14 protein-coding genes are annotated in these 17298 nt (G+C 57.5%); 4 read left to right on the forward strand and 10 right to left on the reverse strand.

The window, feature by feature from the left end; all coding sequences use genetic code 11:
* Positions 1-231: 231 nt before the first annotated feature.
* The 10 genes from fhuF to ACMHXH_RS04205 form a co-directional block, all read right to left on the reverse strand.
* Positions 232-1086, reverse strand: a complete 855-nt coding sequence (gene fhuF / locus ACMHXH_RS04160) for a siderophore-iron reductase FhuF (RefSeq protein WP_082014196.1) — start codon at positions 1084-1086, stop codon at positions 232-234.
* Complete coding sequence (locus tag ACMHXH_RS04165) at positions 1077-1952, reverse strand: ABC transporter ATP-binding protein (RefSeq protein ID WP_052247900.1); 876 nt, start codon at positions 1950-1952, stop codon at positions 1077-1079. The genes fhuF and ACMHXH_RS04165 overlap by 10 nt, the downstream gene beginning before the upstream one ends.
* Entirely contained in the window at positions 1949-3010 is a 1062-nt protein-coding gene (locus ACMHXH_RS04170) for a FecCD family ABC transporter permease (protein ID WP_335911962.1), read from the reverse strand. Before ACMHXH_RS04170 ends, ACMHXH_RS04165 begins: the two co-directional genes overlap by 4 nt.
* Complete coding sequence (locus ACMHXH_RS04175; RefSeq protein ID WP_215773068.1) at positions 3007-4056, reverse strand: FecCD family ABC transporter permease; 1050 nt, start codon at positions 4054-4056, stop codon at positions 3007-3009. The genes ACMHXH_RS04170 and ACMHXH_RS04175 overlap by 4 nt, the downstream gene beginning before the upstream one ends.
* Positions 4053-5177, reverse strand: coding sequence for an iron-siderophore ABC transporter substrate-binding protein (locus ACMHXH_RS04180; RefSeq protein WP_335911963.1), 1125 nt, complete (start codon positions 5175-5177; stop codon positions 4053-4055). The genes ACMHXH_RS04175 and ACMHXH_RS04180 overlap by 4 nt, the downstream gene beginning before the upstream one ends.
* Before the next feature lie 65 nt (positions 5178-5242).
* Positions 5243-7411, reverse strand: a complete 2169-nt coding sequence (locus tag ACMHXH_RS04185) for a TonB-dependent siderophore receptor (protein WP_335911964.1) — start codon at positions 7409-7411, stop codon at positions 5243-5245.
* Positions 7412-7433: 22 nt separating this feature from the next.
* Positions 7434-9326 carry an IucA/IucC family siderophore biosynthesis protein gene (locus tag ACMHXH_RS04190; RefSeq protein WP_335911965.1) on the reverse strand — a complete coding sequence of 631 codons (1893 nt, stop codon included), beginning with the start codon at positions 9324-9326 and terminating at the stop codon, positions 7434-7436.
* Positions 9323-9940, reverse strand: coding sequence for a GNAT family N-acetyltransferase (locus tag ACMHXH_RS04195; protein WP_335911967.1), 618 nt, complete (start codon positions 9938-9940; stop codon positions 9323-9325). The genes ACMHXH_RS04190 and ACMHXH_RS04195 overlap by 4 nt, the downstream gene beginning before the upstream one ends.
* Positions 9940-11286, reverse strand: a complete 1347-nt coding sequence (locus tag ACMHXH_RS04200; RefSeq protein ID WP_162206252.1) for a lysine N(6)-hydroxylase/L-ornithine N(5)-oxygenase family protein — start codon at positions 11284-11286, stop codon at positions 9940-9942. Before ACMHXH_RS04200 ends, ACMHXH_RS04195 begins: the two co-directional genes overlap by 1 nt.
* Before the next feature lie 10 nt (positions 11287-11296).
* Positions 11297-12865 (reverse strand): pyridoxal phosphate-dependent decarboxylase family protein, encoded by a 1569-nt coding sequence (locus ACMHXH_RS04205; protein ID WP_222116193.1) that lies wholly within the window; start codon positions 12863-12865, stop codon positions 11297-11299.
* Positions 12866-13424: 559 nt separating this feature from the next.
* Here ACMHXH_RS04205 and ACMHXH_RS04210 point away from each other — a divergent pair.
* From ACMHXH_RS04210 to ACMHXH_RS04225, 4 genes are read left to right on the forward strand one after another with little or no spacing between them, the layout of a single operon-like run.
* Positions 13425-14237, forward strand: a complete 813-nt coding sequence (locus ACMHXH_RS04210; RefSeq protein ID WP_335911969.1) for a TetR/AcrR family transcriptional regulator — start codon at positions 13425-13427, stop codon at positions 14235-14237.
* Positions 14234-15178 (forward strand): HlyD family secretion protein, encoded by a 945-nt coding sequence (locus ACMHXH_RS04215; protein ID WP_162206250.1) that lies wholly within the window; start codon positions 14234-14236, stop codon positions 15176-15178. Before ACMHXH_RS04210 ends, ACMHXH_RS04215 begins: the two co-directional genes overlap by 4 nt.
* On the forward strand, positions 15175-16170 hold the full coding sequence (locus tag ACMHXH_RS04220; protein ID WP_335911970.1) for an ABC transporter ATP-binding protein: 996 nt from the start codon (positions 15175-15177) through the stop codon (positions 16168-16170). Before ACMHXH_RS04215 ends, ACMHXH_RS04220 begins: the two co-directional genes overlap by 4 nt.
* Positions 16160-17290, forward strand: a complete 1131-nt coding sequence (locus ACMHXH_RS04225) for an ABC transporter permease (protein WP_044734253.1) — start codon at positions 16160-16162, stop codon at positions 17288-17290. The genes ACMHXH_RS04220 and ACMHXH_RS04225 overlap by 11 nt, the downstream gene beginning before the upstream one ends.
* The last annotated feature ends 8 nt before the right edge of the window (positions 17291-17298 follow it).

The following is a 17298-nucleotide window of genomic DNA, read 5'->3' on the forward strand; positions in this document are numbered from 1 at the left end:
TAAATCCCTAGGCGCCGCCGCTTCCGTGCCCGACCCAGTAAATGGGGGGAGGACTGGTTTGCTTGTCCTCCCGAAACATAACAGCAGCCAAAAGTAGAATTTTCTCGTGTATTAGCCGCTTGAGTCTCGGCATGAAAAAATCGCAATGTTTCTAACGATATTTCTAACGATGTTTCTAACATAGGATTCGCTATTTCCCAGGAGTGGCACCTTGTATCCTAGTCTGTCAATCTATGCCGAGCATACACAAGATTTGCTGGTATCTTCCCCGCTACTGCCACCCTTACGGCGCCTGTTCTTATCCAGCGGGCAATCGGCGCACATTGGGGTGCAGGGAAGCTTGTGCCGCAGGCAACAGGCGATACGCGGGCTTTGCTGCTGCTTGAGCCTTAGCTTACGCCAAAACGGATGGACAATCGGTGCAACATAGGTACGTGGCTGCAGCTCAGCTTGCTCGAACATCTCTCTTATCAATTGCTTCCGCCAACTGACGGGCAGTGACAACTCACCCAGATACCAATGCACAATATAGGCTTGATGGCTGAAGTGCAGCTTTGATGGCACTGGCCCCAGCGCTGCCAGACGCTCGACAATCGGAATAAGCAACCGCTCTAGTAAGCTTTCCCAACTGGCAAGTTGCCCGGCGGGAGCCGGATGGCTGACATCCGCATCAAGCAGCAGATAAAAAGTTTCTGCCCGGCCGTTATCAAAAGGTTCAAGGTACCAGTTGTCACTGCAAGCTGCTGATGTTATGGCGCGGTTAAGTGCGCTGCCGGGCTGACTGGCAAATAACCACAGCAGTAGGGGTGGCAGTTGCAGGCCGAAAAACCACTGACTCCACATGGAGTGCAGTGCCCGGGCGTCGATCTCGGGCTTTGTGGCACAAGTCGTGGACACCTTGGTTTGATAACTCAGGGCAAATTGCTGCAGCAGCGCCGGGTAATATGCCTGGCTCAAGACCGAGTTCAAGCTGATGGCTTCTTGGGGTAACTGCTCCAGACTCTCTATGGCCTTGAAATGCTCGCCATAGAAGGCGGCTTTTTGCGCCAATAGTTGGTTGAGCTCGCTGGCAATATTCATTCCCATGACGGCAGTCCTCCGGTGGCAGTGTTGGTCGAATCCTCGCCGTCATGGCGTCCGGCAGATCTGGGGCGGGCTCTGGGCCTGGGGATAATCATCGGGCAGTTGGCCTCGGGATCTGTGATTATGCTGGCATTGATATCGAACACCTGTTCCAGTAGGGCCTCGGTCAACAGTGACTCGGGTGCGCCGCAGGCAATCAGCTTGCCATCACGCATCAACAGCAAGTGATCGCCGTAGCGCAGAGCCTGATTGATGTCATGCAGCACCAATACCAAGGTGCGCCCCTGATCCACCAACGCTCGGCAAAAGTCGAGTACTGCCAGCTGGGCGCGGATATCGAGAAACGAGGTGGGTTCATCGAGCAGCAGCAAGTCGGTTTGCTGCGCCAGCACCATCGCCAGCCAGACTCGCTGTTGCTGGCCGCCCGAGAGCTCGGCCACAGGCCTTTGTGCCAGTGTCGTTAACCCTGTGGCAGCCAGGGCTTGGGCAACCGCCAGCTCATCTTGCTCTGACCATTGGTGCCACAGGCTCTGATGAGGGTAGCGGCCGCGACTGACCAGCTCCTGCACATCTATTCCTTCCGGCAATTCCGGCTTTTGCACCAGCAATGCCAGCTCCCTGGCTCTGGCCTTGTTGCTCATCTGCGCCAAAGGGGTGTGACCCAAGATGACCTGGCCGCGTGTGGGCGGCAGTACCTGGCTCAAACACTTGAGCAGGGTCGACTTGCCACAACCATTGGGGCCAAGGATCACCGTCAGCTTACCCTTGGGGATGGCCAGGTTCATGGCGCTTATGATGGGCCTCTGGCCGTACTCGAGATAAAGCTCATGCCCACTGAGGGCAATGTCATAGTCAGGGTATTGGGTCATGATTTTTCTCCTTTCAGTCCCTTGGCCAGTTGCGGTTGTCCCCAGATTTCGCGGCTCAACAGTAGCGCCAGATAGACGCCGCCGATGAGGGCGGTCAATACGCCCACCGGCAGCCTTTGGTTGCCCGGCAGCAATAAGGTGAGGGTGTCGGCCCCTAGCAGCAACAGCGCGCCTATCAGCGCCGAGCGCAGCAGTGCCAGTTGACGATTGCCAAAGCGGGCCAGATGTGGCGCCACCAAGGCGACGAAGGCTACAGGGCCGGCGCAGAGTACGGCGCCCAGCGCCAGCAAGGTGGCAAACAGCAGCGCCAGTGTTTGGCTTTGGCGCACCGGGTTGCCAAGCGCCTGAGCCAGTTCCTGGCCCAAGCTCAGCAGTGACAGACGGCGGGAGAGCAGCAACAGAGCGGGCAGCGCCAGCAGTAACACTGAGGTTATCAGCAGCACATCACCCCAGGTGCGGTGTGCCAGACTGCCGGACAGATACCCCAGCATCTGCTGCGCTTGCTCTCTTTGCACCAGTGTCAGTACAAACTGCACCAGGGCGATGGCAAAGGCGTTGATAGCGATGCCCATCAGCACCAGATTGCGGGAAAACTGCCATTGGCGTCCGAGTCCTGCGAAAAACAGCAGGAGCACAACCCCAGTGCCCAAGAGGGCGCCGGGCAGCAATGGCAGTTCCGGCAGCCATAATAACCAGAGGACGGCGCCGGCACTGGCGCCGGCATTGACCCCGAGAATATCCGGGCTCCCCAGCGGGTTACGGCTCAGACTTTGAAACACGGCGCCGGAGAGTCCCAGCGCCATGCCGGCGCCGAGGGCGCACAGGGCCCTTGGCAGGCGTGATTGCCACAAAAGCCAGTTTTCATAGTCGGAAGCTTCGGCAAACAGGGCCTTGGCAAGGATCACCGGCGCCAGGCCCTGATGTCCCAGCATCAGGCTAAGTAGCAGTGCACCGACAAGCAAAAGTACAGCCAGCAAGGCAGCCCTTATGGCGCCGGTGGAGGGGGCTCTTAAGGTTATCGGGCCCCATTGCCAGATGGGAAAACGGGTGTGTTTCATGACGCCTCCTTGAGGTTTTGGCCTCGGGCCATCAGGTACAGAAACGGCGCTCCCAGTAGGGCGACCATGATGCCGGTCAGCAGTTCGGCCGGCGGCATCAATACCCGCGCCAACAGATCTGCCAGTAACACCATGGCGCCGCCTATTAAAGCGGCTCCCGGTAATAGCAGGCGGAAATTGAGTGTCAGATAACGCCTGGCCAGATGGGTACTGGCCAAGCCGACAAAGGCCAGCGGGCCGACAATGGCGGTGGCTGCGGCGCACAGCAAGGTGGCACCCAGCCAGGCGAGCAGCCCCTGCCAGCCCTGGGAGGCACCGAGCGCCTTGGCGGTATGATTATCCAGCAGCATCAGATTCAGCGCCGGTGCCAGCAGCCACAAGAGTGCCGCGGCGGGCAGCAGATAGGGCCAGAGCGCATGAAACTCCGGCCAGCCCAGTCCGGATAGGGAGCCCGCCATCCAATACCTGAAACCATCAAATAGCTGCGGGTTCAGCAGCACTCTGGCCTGGACATAGGCCCCGAGCACGGCGCTGATGGCGGCGCCGGCCAGGATCAGCCTGACCGCAGCGGATTGCCCCTGGGATTGCTGCGCCCTGGACATCAGATACACCAAGGCGCTGGCCAGCAGTGCCCCGGGCAAGGCCTGCCAGAAGAGACTCAAACCCGCTGTTGCGCTCCACAGCCCCAGAGTGACCAGAGAGGCACTGGCGCCGGCATTGACGCCGAGCAGGCCGGGATCCGCCAAGGGGTTGCGGCACAGCGCCTGGATAACGCAACCGGCCATTGCCAATGCCATGCCGGCCAACATGCCGCACAGCAATCTTGGCAGCCTTGCCTGTAACACCAGCGACAGATGATCGTCTGCGGCCGGTTGCCAGAGCTTGCCCAGCATAGTCAGCGGTAGCGTGCGGGCGCCAAAGAGCAGGTTGGCCAATACCAGCAGCGCCAGAATCGTCAGCAGCCCAAGCAGGGCTAAGGTGTTACGTCCAAGACGGCTCGGGGACTGGGTAGCTCCATGTTGCAGAAAAGTTTTTGGGTGTGTCATCCCGGCCTCCCGTTTTTATTCGATGGCGCGCCTGTATCTGCACCTGAATGGGCGCCTGTATCTGCACCAGTTTGTGTGTCCGACGGTCTGTTTGGGCGAGGGTTTTCTTGTTGCCCTGCCAGGGTTTGTTGCAGTTGCGGCACCAGCTTGGGAATAGCCCATTTAACGCTTAGCAGCGAGCCGTAGGAGCTGGCCATCACCAACGCCGGGTCGGTTATTGCCAGATACCGACCGCGGCGCATGGCGGGCAGACGACGGATAACCGCCATGGCTTCCACCTCGGCTCTGGCCTTGTCCGAGCTGTACCAGCTGAGCAGCAGCTCGGCATCGTCCAGCATGTCGGCGTGCTCCAGTCCTATGTGGGCGGCGAAGTGGCCTCGGCTGGCATTGAGCCCAAAAAGTTGTGGCGGCAATACAAACCCCAGCGCCAACAGCAGATCCACTCTGGGATCGCCTGTGACATAAACCGAGAGATTGCCAACTCGACTGGCGGCATTGATATAGGCCAGGCGCACGCCATTGAACTGAGGATTTTCGGCGGCGACTCGGGCGATATAGGCCTGTTGCTGTTTCAAAAGTGCTTTGGCCTGCGCTTCTTTGCCGAGCGCCTTGGCTATCAGTTCCACCTGCTGCTTAACCGGTGTCAGCCAGGGTTTGTCCGGATAGGCGATGACGGGGGCCAGAGCGCTCAGCTGCAAAAAGCTTTCGCGGGTGATACCGGACTGGGGCGCCAGAATAAGATCCGGTTTCAACGCCAATAATCGCTCCACATCCAGTTCGGGGTAACTGCTGATGATGGCGGGCAGCGGCAGCTCTTGCGCTTCCAATGCCTGGCGAAACCAGGGCAGATAACCCTCTGCATCGCCGCCCCAGTAATGGGGTTCAATGGCGATGGGGACAACCCCTAAGGATAGGGTCCAGTCTTCGGCCCCGGCTCCCAGGGTCACTACGCGCTTGGGCGGCGACTCGATACAGCTGGTCCCGTGGGCCGTGGTAATGCAAACAGGATAACCGTTTTGCGGCGGTGTTTGGGCTTTGGTTTGCTGAGGGTCATAACAGCCCGTCAGCCCCAGGCTCAGAAACACGACAAGCGCCAACAGGCGCCTTGCTTCACACAACATATTTGTTATTCGCCCCGCAGTGCGGGGCGCTCCTTATGATGGATAATTTCACGGCATAACGCGGCTCAGAAACGGTAGTCCAGGGTGACGCTGAAGTTACGCGGCGCGCCGTACTGGTATTGGTCATAGAAGCCGAGCTGGCTGTAATAACTCTTGTCGAGCGCGTTATCCAGATTGGCCCTCAGGCTCAATTGTTCATTGAACTTGTATCTCGCCATCAACTTCACCAGGGCATAGCTGCCTTGTTCCACTTCAACCTTTTTCCCGTCCGGTTTTGAGACTTGGCTATAGATGCGGCTCTGCCAGTTGACCCCGGCGCCCAGCTGCAATCCGTGAAGCCAGCCATCAAATTCATAAGTGGTAAAGAGTTTGAGCTGCCGCTCCGGGTTGGTGGTGTTGATCTTTTGGCCTTGGGGGTTTTCGGTATCAAACTGGGTGTAACCCAGGTAAAGATCCCAGTTGTCATTGATGGAGCCGTTGACCTCAAACTCGAAACCCCGGGTCTTGGTGCCGTCGACACTGAGATAAATAGGAATAGTGCTGTTGGGCAGGCTTTCGCCTGTTCGCTCACCAACATTGTCCTGACGTATCTCAAAGGCGGCCAGTGACAAGTCCAGCGCCTCATCGAACAGGCTGGCCTTGATCCCGGCCTCATAGTTGCTGCCCTTGATGGGGTCCAGGTAACGGCCATCAGCCTGAACCTTATTTTGCGGAGTAAAAATGTCCGTGTAGTTGGCATACAGGGCATATTCGTCGCTCAGGGCATAGGTCAGTCCCAGGTAGCCGGTGAACTCACCATCGACCTTATAGTCATGTTTGGCACCAAAGTTATCCTGATCTGTCTCCCAGTTATCCAGGCGGCCACCGAGCACCATGGACAGGGCATCGGTCAGTTCAAGCTGGGAAGCGACATAGACAGATTGTTGCTTGGTTTCACCCCAGGAGCCGTAGAGCACCTTATCGCTCCATTGCGGCTTTGGGTAATCAAAGCCCGGTTGGCGGAAGTCTCCCAGAGGTGGCCTGGCGCCGAGTGCGCCATAGTAGGGGTTGGCAAAATCCTGTTTTTGTTGATTGGCGCCGGCCACCAGTTGATGGTTGCGGCCAAAGGCGTTGAAGTTGCCGGACAGCTTGAGATCAAAGGTGTGCTGAGTGCGACTGCCGTCGATAAAGGCCAAAGAGCCGGGGACCATGCCTTCATTGGTGACGGGAGCCGGATTTTTCATGGGCCAGAGCACATCAAACTCCAGGCTGTTGTCGCCATAGATATAGCTGCCTTTAAGGGTCCAGTCTGAACTGAAATGATGCTCCAGAGTCACAAAGCTATTGAGCGCATCTGTCTTGGCGGAGGCCCAACTGGGGGCGGTGGATACATGGCGGTCGTAATTGGTGCGGTTGCCATCACTGTCAAACAGCGGCAAGCCGCCGGACATGGTGCCTTCCGGCCTGGTATGCTGGAAATCACTGCCCAGGGTCAGCAGAGTATTGGCTCCCAAATCAGCCTCCAGGATGCCATACAGGGTTTGCCGCTGCTGCTCATATCTGTGTTGCCAGTTCTCCCTGTCCTGATAGGCCAGCACCACTCGGCCACGGATGCTGGCATCCTGATTGAGGCCGCCGGAGAGATCGACCACACCGCGCAGCATATCCCAGGATCCGCTGCTCAGGCTGACGCTGCCTTGAAACTCGGCAGTGGGCCGTTTTCGCACCAAATTGATGGCGGCGGAAGGGCTACCGGCACCCAGCATTAAGCCGGTGGCACCGCGTACCACTTCGATGCGCTCGTAAAGGGCGCTGTCCATCAGGTTATCGCCATAGTTGAAACGGGTGTCATAGGTGGTTGCCACACCATCATAGAGAATGCTGCTGACCGAGATCCCGCGGGCGCTGATGGAGTATCTGTCGTTGTCCGAAGGGCGGGCGTTGATCCCGGCGACACTGGTCATGACATCAATGACAGAGTTGAGCTGCTGATCTTCAATGGCCTTGGCGGTGACGGCTGTGACAGACTGCGGCGTTTCGAGAAACGACAGCTTCATGCCGGTGGCCGTGCTCATGTCGCTCGCCTTGTAGCTTGCGGTTTTGTCTTTGGCACCGACGATTGTCAGTACCTCCATCTCTTTCTCATGGGCCTCACTCTTGTCGGCGGCGAACGCCGGGGCGCTCAATAGCACAGAGCAGAGAAGGGCGATGGGAGTCGGTTTGAAGCCATTGAGGGTTTGCATATTAATATCCATTTCCTGTTACTTCCTGGAAGGGTTATAAGGCCGGGTCTGCAAGACGCTCGGTCTGGGTTGATGTAATGCCAAAGCTGTGGCTGGCGGCAAAGGGGTGCAGCGGATTGTCGATATCGCCGGCAAAGCGCAGGTTCTTCTCCCTGTCTTCGAGATCTATCATCTGCTGGTTGTTATTGAGTTGGATCCGGTTCAGGCAGGTACGGACAAAGGTCGGCTGGAACAGATCGTAGCGGCGATACTTATCGGCAAACTGGGGGTGGGAGGCCTGATAATCACGTACCTTTCCAGCCACCAGAGCCCAGAATCCCTGTTCACTCAGGCTGGTGTGGCTATCGAGCAGCGGCGCCATAAAGCGGAAGATACAGTCGAAAATATCCAGCAGTATGTAGTTGAGTTTCATCTCCTCTTCGAGGGAGACCGCCAGTTGCGCCACTCGTCCCGGCAGCGGCGCACTGCCGTTGAGAATTGCGACTTCTTCGCCTATGTCCTTCATCAATATGGTGACAGGCACCTTGTCATCCAGCACCAGAATAAGGTTCTCGCCATGGGGCATAAACACCAGATCGTAGGCAAAGAAGGCGTGCAGCAAGGGGGTAAGGTAGAGATCCAGCAGCCGGCTCATCCAGTCGTGGGCGCTCAGGGGGGATGCTTTGATAAGCGCCGCCAGCAGGCTCTGCTGCTGGCTATCCTGGTGCAGCAGCGCCGCCAGGGTCATCAGTTGCTGGCCGGGTTTTACCAAAGGCTCGCCCTGGAAGCTCAGAGCATAAGGGCTTTCACGCCACAGTGCCGAGAGCATCTTCTTGTAGGGGGTGTCTTTCTCCAGAGCCTGCTCATAATACTTGTGGTGATAGCCTATGGCAGCGATTTCCCTGAGCAGCACAAATCTTTGCTTGGCAAAGAAAGGGTCGCTGTCGATAAGCTCGGCGACAAAGGCGTTGATCTCCGGGGTGCGGCTCATGTAGTAGGGCGATAAACCCCGCATAAAGCCCATATTGAGAATCGACAGCGCCGTCTTCACGTAACAGCGCTTGGGTTGGCTGAGGTTGAAGAAGGTGCGGATGGATTGCTGCACCTGATATTCATCATGGCCTTGTCCCAGGTAAATGAGGCGATCGCGGGCCAGATCGGCGGCAAATATGCGGCTGATCTTTTCGCGCCACTGCCATGGATGAACGGGCATCAGAAAATAATCGTCCGGGTTTTTGCCCTGTTGCCGTATTTTCTGCTCAAATCTGAGCAGCAAAGCATCGCCCAACTCATCTTGCAGCAGTTGGCGATAGTCGAGCCCAGCTATCAACGCCAGGCTGGTATGTTCACTGCTGACCGCCAGCCACTCGAGTTGCAGCGGTTGGCCGCTCTCCGGCGTAAAGACACGCCAGTCATCGACATCAAAACCTATGCGGCCATTGTTGGCGACAAACACAGGGTGGCCTTCGGTCATGGCCGCTTCTATCTGTTGATAGTCGCAATCCACCAGCTCCTGCACCGGCTTTGCCTGCCAAAGGAGTTTGAAGGCCTTGCTGTAGAGGGTGCTGGTGATCTCTTCAAGATAGGTGGGCAGCAGTGTATCGCTTATGCCGAGTCTCTCCTTGAGGGCGATGATAAGCAGCATGGCGTCCGGCTGTTGCTGCTCGCCATCTTTGAAACACTCGATGGAGTCCGGCGCTATCTGCAGCTGATCCAGCTGATAACGGCGACCGCTGAAGCGGTAGCAGAGCTGGCCATCCCGGGTATCCAGCTTGAGCTGCCAACAGGCCTCTTGCTCTGCCTTTGCTGGCAATAACAGCTCTGGAGCTATTAGCTTTTCATGACTGAATTCACTGAGAATTTTCGCCAGCAGATGGCGGCTTGCCTGGTTCCAGATGGCAGGCGTCAGATGGCTGAAACGGGGCTGTTCGATAATGGATGCTGTCATTGTGTGGCTCCTGTTGCCAGTGCGGCACTGAACCCAGGCAGGGTGCAAAAACCCAGCATGGCTTGTTTGTTTTCCAGTTGAATGGCGTGGCTGTAACAGATGCCTACCGCACGGTTCAGCGGGTGTATCTTGTGGTTGTTGATATCCGGCTCTACCACCAGGCGGGCAAAGCCCAGATGCTGCAGTATCAGAGACGCCACAGCTGTGATGGCCTGGCGGCTGAAACCGCGCTGCGGCTTAGTGGGAGGAGCCAGCAGCAAATGCATGCCGCAATCGCCGTGTTGGCAGTCAAAGTGTTGGCCCACTTCATCAAAGCGGGGATCGTACAGCTCGGTATAGAGCACAGGCTCAGCGCCGCGATAGGCCATCAGGCCAAACTTATCTGCAGCGGGGGCGAGCTCAACGCGGCGCTCGGTGGGCGTCAAGGATTGCATGCCCCAGAAGGCGGCATAGTCGCGGCCGAGCCAGTCGCTCAGGATGTCAAAGTGCTCGCTTTCCTGATAGGCGCAAAAATCAAAGTCGTTGATCTTGAGGCGCTTGCCCGGCGCAAAGCCGTATCTGGCGCTGAAGCCGGCTGTGTCGGCAGCCGGATTGATTGCTGTTTGAGAGGCCATCAGCTGGCCTCCCGCTGCAATGCGTGATTGCTGCTGTGCCGGTGTTTGGGTGCACTGGCGTCTTGCTTGGGAATACCAAAGCTCTGGAAGGCAATTTGCTGCTCTATCTCGTACGGTGCTTGGCCCAGGATCTGCCGCAATATGGTGGCGTTGCGATAGCAGCCCATTCCCAGATCCGGCGAACACAGCCCGTGGGTGTGCAGCCCCAGGTTCTGAACAAAAATTCGCCCGGCCTTGTCTATGTGATAATGACGCTGGACATCGGGATCGCCCTTTTGATCGAACAGCAGCTGCGAGTGGAGCGGCTCGAGAAAGTCCGGCAGTCGGTAGCAGTAGCCCGTGGCCAGCACCAGTGCCGAACTGGTCAGTTCGAACTCCTGTTCAAGCTCCGTATGTTTGCAACTCAGCAGCAGTTGCTGTCCGTCGCTGTGAACGCTTTGCAGTGCCGTGTTGGTCAGCAGCTGTACATCAAAGTCACAGTGCAGGCGTTTTTGGTAAAGCAGATCATAGATGCTGTTGATCAGATCGGCGTTGATCCCCTTATAGAGGCTCTTCTGTGAGCCGATAAGCTCTCGGCGCTGCACCTCGGGCAGGGCGTGGAAATAGTCGATATATTCTGGCGAGGTCATCTCCAGTGTCAGCTTGGTGTACTCAAGCGGGAAGAATCTTGGTGAGCGGGTGAGCCAGCGCAGGCGATAACCGTATTTGTCGATATCCAGCAGCAGATCTTCGAAGATCTCTGCCGCGCTCTGGCCGCTACCGACTATGGTGATGTCATTTTGGCTCTGCAGCGCCTGTTTACGGTGCAGATAGTTGGCCGAGTGCAGTACCCGCTTGTCGGCGCCGGGGCAGAAGTGGGGCATCCAGGGTTGGGTACCGGTTCCCAGCACCAGGTGGCGGGCGCGCAGGCTTAGCTCTTGGCCACTGACTCTGTCCTGCCCCTTGACCAGATAGGTGTCGGTTTCGGCATCGAAACTGACCCGGGTGACCTTGAAATTGAATTTAAGGTTACTCAGCTCGGCGCAGACCCATTGGCAGTAGCGATTATATTCCTGCCGCGGCAGGAAGAAGCTTTCGCGGATGTAGAAGCTGTAGAGTCGGCCTGTCTGTTTGGCGAAGTTCAAATAGCTGTAGCGGCTGGTGGGATCGGCCATGGTCACCAGGTCCGACATAACAGGGGTCTGCAATCTGGAGGATTCCAGCAACATGCCGGGATGCCAGTCGAAACCGGCGCCGGCATCGACAAACAGACACTCAAGACCGTCAAGCGGCTCGGCCAGGGCCGCCAGGCTCAGGTTAAAGGGGCCGATGCCTATACCCAGGATATCGTAAATTTTGGTTTGCATCAGTTCCTCCTCAGGCGCTGCAAAGCGCGCTGGTCTTGTAGTGACGGGCCTGCTCGCGACCGATTTTGCAGATGTCGGTCAATACGGCTTCGATATCCTCGAGTCGGGTGTGAGGGTTGAGCAGGGTAAACTTGAGATATTGGCTGCCGGCCACCTTGGTCGCTGCAATCATGGCGCGGCCTTCGCGGGCCAGACGAGCGCGGATATGGCGATTACATTCATCCAGTTCGGCGCTGCCCAGTGCCGGGTCGTTGAAGCGAAACACCAGGGTGGTCAGCGACGGGCGCTGCGCCGTCTGCAATTCGGGGAAACGGCTAAAGCTTTTATAAAGCTCGGCTGTGGTGGCAATCAGGGTATCGAACATCTCGCCTATGGCATCCGGCCCGGCGGCTCTCAGGCTCAGCCATAGCTTGAGGGCATCAAACCTGCGGGTGGTCTGCAGGCTCTTGTTGACCAGATCCGGTACTCCGGCCTGGGCCTGGGATTCAGGGTTGAGGTAATCGGCATGGTAGGTGAGGTAACCGAGCACGCCTTTGTCCTTGACCAACAGCGCCGAGCAGCACACGGGCTGGAAGAAGGACTTATGGAAATCCAGGCTGACAGAGTCGGCCAACTCTATGCCTTCGAGGCGTTGGCGTTGGGTAGGTGACAGCAACAAGGCGCCGCCGTAGGCTGCATCCACATGCAAATAACAGCTGAACTCGCGGCAAAGGGCAGCGATGGGCGCTATGGGATCTATGGCGCCAAAGTCAGTGGTCCCTGCGGTAGCGACCACGGCGATGGGGATCAGTCCTGCCGCTTTGAGCTGCCTGAGTTTGCCCGCCAGCGCCTTGGGATCCATGCGCCGATTGGCATCACAACCGACACTCACTACCGCCTCGTGTCCCAACCCTAAAAGTGCGGCCGCTTTTTGGATGCTGAAATGGCTGAATTCAGAGCAGAGAATGCGGTAGCGGTGAGCATTGGTAGCCAGACCGGCCAGAACATTGCCTCTGTGACCCGGCTCAAGGCTGCCGGCTAACTCCCTGGCAAGCAGCAGCGCCATCAGGTTGGACTGGGTGCCGCCGGTAGTGAAGACACCGTCAGCAAATCCCTGATATCCCACGCGCTCGCAGGCCCAGTCGATAACCTTCTGTTCAATCAGAGTCCCGCCGGCGCTCTGATCCCAGGTTTCCACCGCAGTATTGATGGCTGAACTCAACAGCTCGGCCAACAAGGATGTGAGCATCACAGGGCAGTTGAGGTGGGCCAGATAATCCGGGTGTTGGAAATAGATGGCGTGGCTGAGATAGAGCTTGTCCAGTTCGGCCAGAACTTGCTTCATGTCCCCGAGGGGGCGGTTGAGATTGATATCGGAAAATGCGCTTTGCAGCTCTTCGGGGCGAATGCCACTGCTGGGGCCATCCAGCCGTTCAAGGCGGTGTTTCAGGGTATCCATGCCCAGTTGCATCAAGCGGGAGTAGTGGTGTTCGGGTGCGATACCAAAGAGTTCAGTGTGGGGAGCGAACGGCAGATGGCCGGCGGCATCATAGCTCGGGTCATTGCTCGCCTGTTCAGGCTCCATGCTGGGGTGGGTCACTTTTGCCTCCTTTGCGACTGACATGAGGTCAGTCATCAATGACAAGTCACCCAGGGATAAGGAACTACTTCGGCCTTTCCCTGGGCCATTCCTTTTTTGCTGTCATCCTTTTCTTAACGACAGCGGCGACAAATTAGCACGCACTCAAATACAAATGCAAATGATTCTCACTTGATTTGTGTAAAGATGTAACCGCCTTGATTGGACCCCTGTATCAATCACAACAAATTGCTCAGATAAAGACTGAATAGAGAGTGGCGGAACTGACTGTGGTGGGATTGCCGGCGATTGAGTCAAGAGTGACGGAGTTGGCGCAATCGGCGGCGAGGCAAAGGGTCGAGTCCAAGGAAGGTGCGCACAAGTCCTATGTGTGCTCTTTGTCGGCTTACAGACCGGAATGCAAGAATTCCCTAATACAGCGGAGCAAGCTTGCGCAAATATCCTTCGAACCGGGCCGACTAAATTCCTCAACATAGGCATGAATGAAGAATTAACTCACTGCCATATAAGCACTAAACTGAGTATATTCATCACAAGAAGAATTTTTGAGGAGCAGGGGATGAAAGCCACAGCCGGTCGTCCTAAAGGCCATTCGGGGGCCCGGGATGCTTTGATAGAAGCCGCGCGCAGTTGCTTTACCGTGAAGGGGTATGAGCGGGTTTCCACCCGAGAGTTGGCGCGCAAGGCGGGAGTGGATGCGGCGATGATCCGTTATTACTTCGGCTCCAAGGCAGGCCTGTTTGAGGCCATGGTCAGAGACACTATCGCCCCTGTACTGGAAGCCTTCAAACACTACAATAATGCCGCGCAAAGTCGTCAATCTGCCTCTGAGGGCTTTGCAAACAGCCCTGAGCTTGGCAATAACAGCCCTGAGCTTGGTAACAATAGCCCTGAGCCGAGCAACAAAGGTTCTGAGCGGAGCAAGATGAGTCTTGATCCGAGCAAGAAAAGGCCTGAGCCAGGTTTTGGCGGGCCATTTGAGTTGATGCAGGTCTATTACCGCGCCATGGCTGCCAACCCGGCCTTGCCCGGGCTTATCATCCAGGTATTGAATCACAGAGAAGGCAGTGAAGCCTTCGATGCCCTTGCCAGCGTGTTCAGTGACATGCTCAGCCGCTCGAGGCTGTGGATCCGCCAGCTTGGGCAAGATCAAGGCCTTAATCCCAACCTGGACCCTAGCTTGGCGCGGCTGAGTTTTGTCAGCCTGATGGTGTTTCCGCTGATCGCCCCGGCCCATCTGATGCGGGACTTCGGCGTCGAATTGAACGAAACCTGGCTCAAACAGCTGGCAGAGCACAATGCCAAAGTCCTGCATCAAGGCTTATTGCGCCAGGATATTGCCGCCAACCCGGGCAGTGAGGAACCCCAATGAACAAGATATCCCTGATACTGACAGCGACACTATTGCTGTTGCAAGCTTGTGGCGACAGCGGCGAAAGCCGCGCCATGGGCACTCTGGAGCGGGATCGTATCCAGCTTTCAGCCCCCGTTGCCGAGCAGATAGCCGATATCCATGTGGCCGAGGGTGACAAGGTCGAGGCGGGGCAGTTGTTGCTGCAATTGGACAGCCGCAGCGCGGCAGCCAGAGTGGCACAGCGCCGCGCCGAATTGGCTGAGGCCGGCGCCAGGCTTGATGAGCTGCAACAAGGTGCCAGGGTAGAAGAGCGGCGGGCGGCCAGAGCCGCCATAGAGGCGGCAACGGCAGCCGCGACCGAAGCCAGACTCAGATATCAGCGCACCCGCGAGCTGTTTATCGCCAAAGTGGTGGGGCAGGCGGAGCTGGATGCGGCCATCGCCGAGCGGGATCACACCAAAGCCTTGGTCGAGCAGGCCAATGAACACTGGCTGCAACTGGAAAACGGTACCCGCAGCGAACAACTGGCCCAGGCCGAAGCCAGAGTGGCAGCCGTAGCGGCGGCGCTCAAGGCCGAGGAGAAAGCCTTGGACGACCTCAGTCTCAGGGCGCCGCTGGCATCAGAGGTGGACATATTGCCCTGGAAGAGGGGCGATCGAGTGGCTCAGGGCACTCAACTTGTCGCGCTTTTGGCACTGGATAAACCCTATGCCAGAGTCTATCTGCCGCAAACGGCCATCAGTAAGCTTTCCCGCGGCGACAAGCTGGAGGTCTGGGTCGATGGGGTGGCGCAGCCGCTCAAAGGCACTGTCAGAAATATCCGTTCCCAACCTGCCTTTACCCCGTTTTATGCCCTCAATGAGCGCGATCGTGCCAGATTGATGTATCTGACGGATATCGATGTCGAGGGCGCCGAGTCTCTGCCCTCAGGGCTGGCGCTGGAGGTACGACTGCCATGACTCAGTCAGCTGATGCCGGTGCTTCTTCGGCCACTCAAGCCACCTTGTCCATTGATTCTTCCAAGGCCATTGAAGCTCCCCTAGCCATTGAAGCTCATGGGCTGACCCGGCGCTTTGGTGAGTTGACCGCGGTGGATAATCTCAGTCTTGCTATTCCCCGTGGCAGTATTTACGGCTTTCTCGGTCCCAACGGTTGCGGCAAGTCCACTGCGATCCGGCTGCTTACCGGCCTGTTGTTGCCGGATGCCGGTGAGGTGACCGTATTGGGAGAGCCGCTTGCCGGTAACGAAGAGGCGCTCAAGCAACGTATAGGTTATATGACCCAGAAGTTCTCTCTCTACGATAATCTGTCTGTGCTGGAGAACCTCAGATTTGTCGCCAGTATTTATGGCTTGTTCGGCCGCCGAGGCAAGGCGCGCATCGAAGAGCTGCTGCATCTGTATAGCCTGGAGGGCAGGGAGTCTCAGTTGGCCGGTTCCATGAGTGGTGGTCAGAAGCAGCGTCTGGCACTGGCCTGCGCCACACTGCACTCCCCCGAGCTGTTGTTTCTCGATGAACCCACCTCGGCGGTCGATCCGGAAAACCGCCGCGAGTTTTGGGAGCGGCTGTTCGATCTCTGCGCAGCCGGGACCACTATTTTGGTGTCAACCCATTACATGGACGAGGCGGAGCGCTGCCATGCATTGGCAATCCTTGAGCGCGGCGCCAAGCGGGCCGATGGCTCCCCGGCCGAATTGATGCAGCAGATGGGCGCCAGCGTGGTGGAAGTTAGCGGTGAGCAGCTAAGGGCGCTCAAACAGCAGCTGGTGGCCTTACCTGAGGTTGTTTCTGCCGCTCAGGTAGGCACCCGGCTCAGGGTGTTGGTGCGGCGTGATGCCACAGATCCCATCGCCTTTCTCAGCCCCTATTGCGATGGGCACAAGCTCGCCATGGCGCGCCCCAGTCTCGAAGATGTGTTTGTATCCTGCACCGGAGGTCGACATGTGGGCTAGGATATTGGCAATCATGCTCAAGGAGCTCAGGCAGTTGTCGCGGGATAGAATGACCTTCGGCATGATAGTGATGATCCCTCTGGTGCAGCTGCTGCTGTTTGGCTACGCCATCAATACCGATGCCAGGCATCTGCCCGCCGGCTTGGTGGATATGTCCGCCAGCAGCTACAGCCGGGCCTTGGTGCAGGCGGTAAAGGCCACCCAAGTGGTGGACTTCAAGGCAAAATATGCCTCTATCGAGCAGGCCGAGGCGGCCATCACCTCGGGGGAAGTGCGCGCCGTGCTCTATTTGCCGGCGGATCTCAATGCCCGTCTGGTGAATCATCCAGCCTTCGACCGTCGTCAGAGCGACAGCCAACTTACCCGGCCCGTGGCCCAGTGGCTGGTGGATGGCTCGGATACGGTTATCGCCGCCGCGATCCGTAGCCTGAGGAGCATGCCGCTGGATGAAGTGGCCGGTTTCAGCAGCCAAAACCGGGTGCCAAGTTTTGAGGTGGTGCAGTATTTCAACCCGGAGCAGCGCACTGTGGTTAACATAGTGCCCGGCTTGCTGGCAGTGATTTTGACCATGACAATGATCATGTTCACCTCTGCCGCCATTGTCAGGGAAAGAGAGCAGGGCAATATGGAGTTTCTGATCACCACCCCGGTCAAACCCATGGAGCTGATGGTGGGGAAAATCATCCCCTATGTGCTGGTGGGGCTTATTCAGGTGAGTATTATCCTCAGCGTGGGCCACTTCCTGTTCGGTGTGCCGGTGCGCGGCGGTCTGGACAGCTTGTTGCTGGCCTCTTTGCTGTTTATCTTTGCCAGCCTCAGCCTGGGCCTGGTGATCAGCACCATTGCCAAGACCCAATTGCAGGCGATGCAGCTGACGGTATTTATCCTGCTGCCCTCTATTTTGTTGTCAGGCTTTATGTTTCCTTACGAAGCTATGCCAATTGCGGCGCAGTGGATTGCCGAAGCGCTGCCGGCGACGCACTTTATGCGTATGGTGCGCGCCATAGTCCTGCGTGAGGCCGATATCCTGATGTTGGCTAAAGATGCCTTTTGGCTGGGGGCGTTCACCCTGGGAGGCGTGTTGCTCGCTTCATTGAGGTTCCGTAAGCGTTTGGGATGAGCGCTGTG

Origin of the sequence: Shewanella sp. BJSY2023SW001 (assembly GCF_047314685.1) — a bacterium.
GTDB lineage: Bacteria > Pseudomonadota > Gammaproteobacteria > Enterobacterales > Shewanellaceae > Shewanella > Shewanella indica.

Excerpts from the sequence above, each read along its gene's own strand:
- ACMHXH_RS04195 (WP_335911967.1), bottom strand. The coding sequence starts at position 9,940 with ATGGCCTCTCAAACAGCAATCAATCCGGCTGCCGACACAGCCGGCTTC.
- ACMHXH_RS04190 (WP_335911965.1), bottom strand. The coding sequence starts at position 9,326 with ATGACAGCATCCATTATCGAACAGCCCCGTTTCAGCCATCTGACGCCT.
- ACMHXH_RS04185 (WP_335911964.1), bottom strand. The coding sequence starts at position 7,411 with ATGGATATTAATATGCAAACCCTCAATGGCTTCAAACCGACTCCCATC.
- ACMHXH_RS04220 (WP_335911970.1), top strand. The coding sequence starts at position 15,175 with ATGACTCAGTCAGCTGATGCCGGTGCTTCTTCGGCCACTCAAGCCACC.
- ACMHXH_RS04200 (WP_162206252.1), bottom strand. The coding sequence starts at position 11,286 with ATGCAAACCAAAATTTACGATATCCTGGGTATAGGCATCGGCCCCTTT.
- ACMHXH_RS04210 (WP_335911969.1), top strand. The coding sequence starts at position 13,425 with ATGAAAGCCACAGCCGGTCGTCCTAAAGGCCATTCGGGGGCCCGGGAT.
- ACMHXH_RS04175 (WP_215773068.1), bottom strand. The coding sequence starts at position 4,056 with ATGACACACCCAAAAACTTTTCTGCAACATGGAGCTACCCAGTCCCCG.
- fhuF (WP_082014196.1), bottom strand. The coding sequence starts at position 1,086 with ATGGGAATGAATATTGCCAGCGAGCTCAACCAACTATTGGCGCAAAAA.
- ACMHXH_RS04215 (WP_162206250.1), top strand. The coding sequence starts at position 14,234 with ATGAACAAGATATCCCTGATACTGACAGCGACACTATTGCTGTTGCAA.
- ACMHXH_RS04180 (WP_335911963.1), bottom strand. The coding sequence starts at position 5,177 with ATGTTGTGTGAAGCAAGGCGCCTGTTGGCGCTTGTCGTGTTTCTGAGC.
- ACMHXH_RS04170 (WP_335911962.1), bottom strand. The coding sequence starts at position 3,010 with ATGAAACACACCCGTTTTCCCATCTGGCAATGGGGCCCGATAACCTTA.
- ACMHXH_RS04165 (WP_052247900.1), bottom strand. The coding sequence starts at position 1,952 with ATGACCCAATACCCTGACTATGACATTGCCCTCAGTGGGCATGAGCTT.
- ACMHXH_RS04225 (WP_044734253.1), top strand. The coding sequence starts at position 16,160 with ATGTGGGCTAGGATATTGGCAATCATGCTCAAGGAGCTCAGGCAGTTG.